Source organism: Methylobacterium sp. AC690 (genome assembly GCF_979256535.1).
This window is the reverse complement of the sequence record NZ_CEEDOX010000155.1, coordinates 1-232: the sequence shown is the minus strand read 5'-3', so window position 1 is coordinate 232 and position 232 is coordinate 1. Positions and strand designations below refer to the sequence as shown.

General features: G+C 71.6%; 1 protein-coding gene. It reads left to right on the top strand.

Annotation, left to right across the window (positions count from 1 at the left end; genetic code table 11):
* A partial coding sequence (locus tag AC0IY1_RS25695; RefSeq protein ID WP_471773392.1) for a hypothetical protein occupies positions 1-232 on the top strand: 232 nt, incomplete at both ends.

Here is a 232-nt window from a genome sequence, read left to right as displayed (position 1 = left end):
TCTCGAACTCCGCCGGCGAGATCCTGGTGATGCGGGCGCGCAGCCTCGTGCGCCGCAAGCTCTTGGACGCGGACAATCGCCGCATCGCGGGCGAATTCGGCGCCCGTGACCGGGCCCTGGAGCGGGCCCGGGCCGAGGCCGAGGCACGTAAGGTTCACGACGCCCAGGCTATCCTGCTCTCCGGCTACGCCGACATGAGCGCGGTGGTGGCGGCCCTGAACCAGGGCGGCAT